The sequence below is a fragment of the Butyricicoccus sp. genome (assembly GCF_050872565.1).
Classification (GTDB): Bacteria; Bacillota; Clostridia; order Oscillospirales; family Butyricicoccaceae; genus Butyricicoccus_A.
On the sequence record NZ_JBNMHC010000203.1, the window covers coordinates 1 to 4,017 of the forward strand.

The 4,017-nt window shown below is 52.1% G+C and carries 4 protein-coding genes; 3 read left to right on the plus strand and 1 reads right to left on the minus strand.

Translation table 11 applies throughout. The annotated features are described in order from the left end of the window. Positions 1-161: 161 nt before the first annotated feature. A complete protein-coding gene (gene fabD / locus ACR0P9_RS08605; RefSeq protein ID WP_432619225.1) occupies positions 162-1,073 on the minus strand; it encodes an ACP S-malonyltransferase in 912 nt (303 codons plus the stop codon). A gap of 162 nt (positions 1,074-1,235) precedes the next feature. On the opposite strand from fabD, the gene ACR0P9_RS08610 reads away from it, so the two are divergent. Genes ACR0P9_RS08610 through fabG form a run of 3 tightly spaced genes read left to right on the plus strand, consistent with a single transcriptional unit; the run spans position 1,236 to position 3,923 of the window. Continuing rightward, positions 1,236-2,219 (plus strand): beta-ketoacyl-ACP synthase III, encoded by a 984-nt coding sequence (locus ACR0P9_RS08610; RefSeq protein WP_432619227.1) that lies wholly within the window; start codon positions 1,236-1,238, stop codon positions 2,217-2,219. Between the two features lie 14 nt (positions 2,220-2,233). Then, complete coding sequence (gene fabK / locus ACR0P9_RS08615; protein ID WP_432619229.1) at positions 2,234-3,178, plus strand: enoyl-[acyl-carrier-protein] reductase FabK; 945 nt, start codon at positions 2,234-2,236, stop codon at positions 3,176-3,178. A gap of 13 nt (positions 3,179-3,191) precedes the next feature. Next, positions 3,192-3,923, plus strand: a complete 732-nt coding sequence (gene fabG, locus ACR0P9_RS08620; RefSeq protein ID WP_432619231.1) for a 3-oxoacyl-[acyl-carrier-protein] reductase — start codon at positions 3,192-3,194, stop codon at positions 3,921-3,923. Positions 3,924-4,017 lie beyond the last annotated feature (94 nt).

Below are 4,017 nucleotides of genomic sequence, written 5' to 3' on the forward strand. Positions count from 1 at the left end.
CTAGTTTCTTCGGTTGTTTCTATGCTCTCTTTCAGTTCGTTAGACAAAATGTTCCTCCTAGTCGGAATCAAAAAAATCAGTACATAAAAAGAAAAGGCGGGAGAGAAAACCCGCCTTTTCTAAGTATATCCGCTTTTTGTCAAATAGTCAAATAGATTCTATTATTCCGTAACAGAAATGACAGATTCCATAGTTTCCACGGTTTTGCATGACATTTCTTTGGAAATTCTGCGCGAGAATCCAGTCAGCGTTTTGCCCACGCCGATTTCCAGTGCTGTGTGGTATCCGTCTGCAATCATCGTGTGAATCAGATGCTTCCAGCGAACGGGGGAAATCATATGCTGCTCCAGATGTGCCGGATAATCCGTCGTATCAAGCAGAGCGCCGGTCGTATTGGTGTATATCGGCAGCGTTGGCGCATGGAAAGTCAGCGTCTGGGCAAATTCACGCAGTTTCGCAGCAGCCGGAGCCATGAGAGCCGTGTGGAATCCGCCGGATACAGCGAGCGGCACAGCACGGCGGGCACCGGCTTCCTTGCACGATGCGGCAGCAGCTTCTACGGCAGCGCGTTCGCCAGCGATGACCAGCTGACCATCACAGTTATAGTTTACCGGCAGAACCAATCCTTCGGTCTCTGCACAGATGCGTTCGACGACTTCATCCTGCAAGCCGAGCACAGCAGCCATACAGCCGTCTGTCTGGTTAGCAGCTTCCTGCATCAGCTCGCCGCGGCGGCGAACCAAACGCAGACCGTCTTCCAGAGACAAAATGCCGGAGGCTGTCAGAGCAGTGTATTCACCGAGAGAGAAACCGGCACACGCCTGTACCGTCATGCCGCGCTCCTGCAAGGCGCGCAGCGCTGCCATCGAGCAAGTAAAGATGGCAATCTGGCTGTTTACCGTGCGGGACAGCTCTTCCTTTGTGCCGTTGAAGCATAGATCCGAAATCGAGTGCCCGCAGACGTCACCTGCCTGCTCGAAAATCTGCCGTGCACCTTCGCTGTTTTCGTAAATGGTCTGTCCCATGCCTGGATACTGTGCGCCCTGTCCAGGGAACAATGCAACTGCTTCCATTTTATTCAACCTCCTGTACAATAAGTGTGCTTTATTCGATGTTTTTGCCAAAAGTGATTGACAACTTGGGTGTTCTCAATTATAATAAACTCTACTAAGTTTGTCAATCTAAATATTTTACACGCTTTTCGGCCGGTATATCGGCTGGCAGGCAGAAGGGAAGTGACGGTAATCGGCACGATTTTAACAGGAACGGGCAGCTTCCTTCCGGAAACTCGTCTGACAAATCATATGCTGACGCAGATGGTTGATACCACAGACGAATGGATCGTTTCGCATACAGGCATTCACGAGCGGCGCATCGCAGTGAATCAATCGGTATTTGATATTGCGCTGCCTGCGGCACAGCGGGCGCTGGCGGATTCTGGATGTTCGCCGGAAGAGATTGATCTCATTATTGCCTGCACGGTAACCCCTGACAGTTTTACACCATCGCTGAGCTGCCGGCTTCAGGCTGCGCTCGGTGCAGACCATGCCTTTGCATTTGATCTCACCGCCGCCTGCTCCGGCTTTGTTTATGCATCGGACGTGGCAGACAGCTTTTTGCGCAGCGGAAAGGCAAAGCATGTGCTGATTGTCTGTGCGGAAGTCTTGAGCCAAATTATGGATTACACCGACCGCACGGTTTGCTGTCTGTTTGGCGATGGCGCCGGTGCGGCAGTGTATACGTGGAGCGACACGGAAAACAGCGGCATCCGCGCATCGTTTATGCGCTCGGAGGGCGCAAAGGGCGACGCTCTGCTCGCGCAGGCATTTACCCCGTGCGACACACTGCATAAACAGGGAAAGCAGCAAATCGCCTTTTTGAAGATGGATGGTCATGCTGTCTTTCGCTTTACTGCCAAGGCAGTTCCCAGTGCCATTGATGGCGTGCTGAAACAGGCGGGCATGGATATGAACCAAGTCGATTGGGTCGTTCCGCATCAGGCAAATGCCCGTATTTTGGAGATGGTCTCCCGTCGATACGGCGTGCCGATGGAAAAAATCTTCAGCAATTTAGATATGGTAGGCAATACATCGAGCGCCTCGATTCCGATCTGTTTGGATCAGATGCGGCGCGACGGAATTCTGCTGCCGGGACAAACAGCAATTTTTGTCGGTTTTGGCGGCGGTTTGACGTATGGCGCCATTTTGATTCAGATGTAAGGAAGGAGAAGCGAATGCGTACAAGAATTACGGAACAGTTACATATTGAGTACCCGGTATTTCAGGGTGCTATGGCATGGATTGCAGACGGCTATCTGGCTGCCTCGGTTTCCAATGCAGGCGGCCTCGGCATCATTGCGGGCGGTGCAGCACCGATTGAAGTGATTCGAGAGGAAGTCAGAAAGGCAAAGAGCATGACGGATAAGCCGTTTGCGCTCAATATCATGCTGCTCAGCCCCAACGCAGACGATGTGGCACAGCTGGTCATTGATGAGAACATTCCGGTTGTCACAACGGGTGCAGGCTCTCCGTCCAAATACATCAAGCAGTGGAAAGAAGCGGGTACAGCGGTCATTCCGGTTGTTGCTTCTGTTGCATTGGCGCGCCGCATGGAGCGTCTGGGTGTAGATGCTGTCATCGCAGAGGGCATGGAGTCCGGCGGCCACATTGGCGAGACCACGACAATGGCTTTGCTGCCGCAGGTTGTAGATGCCGTCAATATTCCGGTTATCGCGGCGGGCGGTATTGCAGACGGCCGCGGACTGGCAGCAGCTCGTGTGCTCGGCGCAGAAGGCGTACAGTGCGGCACGGTCTTTCTGTCGGCAGAGGAGTGCCATATTTCTCAGAAATATAAGGATCTGGTATTCAAGGCAGGAGATATTTCGACGGTTGTCACCGGCAAAGCCTCCGGCCATCCGGTTCGCTCGCTCAAAACACCGCTTTCCAGAAAGCTGTTAAAGATGGAAGGACATATTGAGACACGCACACTGGAAGAAATCGAAACCATGACCGCGGGTTCTCTGCGCAAGGCAGTACAGGACGGCAATTTCCAAGAGGGAACTTTTATGTCCGGTCAGATTGCCGGTTTGGTCAATGAGCCGTCCACTTGCCGCGACATTATTCAGAACATGGTAGAAGAGGCAGAGAAGCGTCTGCGCAGCGCTTCCTCTCTGATATAAACGGAGGAAAACAATGAGTCTTGCAATTGTTACTGGCGGCTCCCGCGGAATTGGTGCTGCCATTGTCAAGAAGCTGGCAGCAGAAGGCTATGATGTTGTCATCAACTGTGTATCTAATGTGGCAAAGGCAGAAGCTGTCGCAGAGGAATGCCGTGCGCTTGGCGTGCAGGCGTATCCGATGGCTTGGGATGTATCCGATTACAACGCTTGTCAGGAAGCTGCAAAGAAAATCAAGGCAGAGATCGGCGTGCCGGAAGTATTGGTCAACAATGCTGGCATTACACGAGATGGTCTGATGATTCGTCTAGGTGCAGACAAGTGGAATGAAGTGATTCAGGCCAATCTGAACAGCGTCTTTTATATGACCAGTATTATCGGCGCACAGATGATGCGCAAAAAGACAGGAAGCATTGTAAATATTACGTCTATTTCCGGTCTGCACGGCAATTTTGGTCAGGCAAATTATACGGCAGCAAAAGCCGGTGTAATCGGACTGACCAAGACCGCGGCAAAGGAATTGGGTACTCGCGGCATTCGCGTCAATGCCGTCGCACCGGGCTTTATTCAGACGGATATGACGGATGCTCTGTCTGAGGAAATCAAAGAAAACGCCAAGTCCCGCATTGCACTGGGACGATTCGGCAAGCCGGAGGAAATTGCAGAGGCAGTTGCGTTCTTGGCATCCGATAAGGCATCGTATATCACCGGACAGGTTCTGTCCGTAGACGGCTGTACAGCACTGTGAGTGTTGGCGGTAAAACAAGGAGGAAGAAGATGGAACGTGTTGTTATTACCGGCATGGGTGCTGTAACACCGATTGGAAACACGGTTAAGGAATA

Excerpts from the sequence above, each read along its gene's own strand:
- fabD (WP_432619225.1), bottom strand. The coding sequence starts at position 1,073 with ATGGAAGCAGTTGCATTGTTCCCTGGACAGGGCGCACAGTATCCAGGC.
- fabK (WP_432619229.1), top strand. The coding sequence starts at position 2,234 with ATGCGTACAAGAATTACGGAACAGTTACATATTGAGTACCCGGTATTT.
- fabG (WP_432619231.1), top strand. The coding sequence starts at position 3,192 with ATGAGTCTTGCAATTGTTACTGGCGGCTCCCGCGGAATTGGTGCTGCC.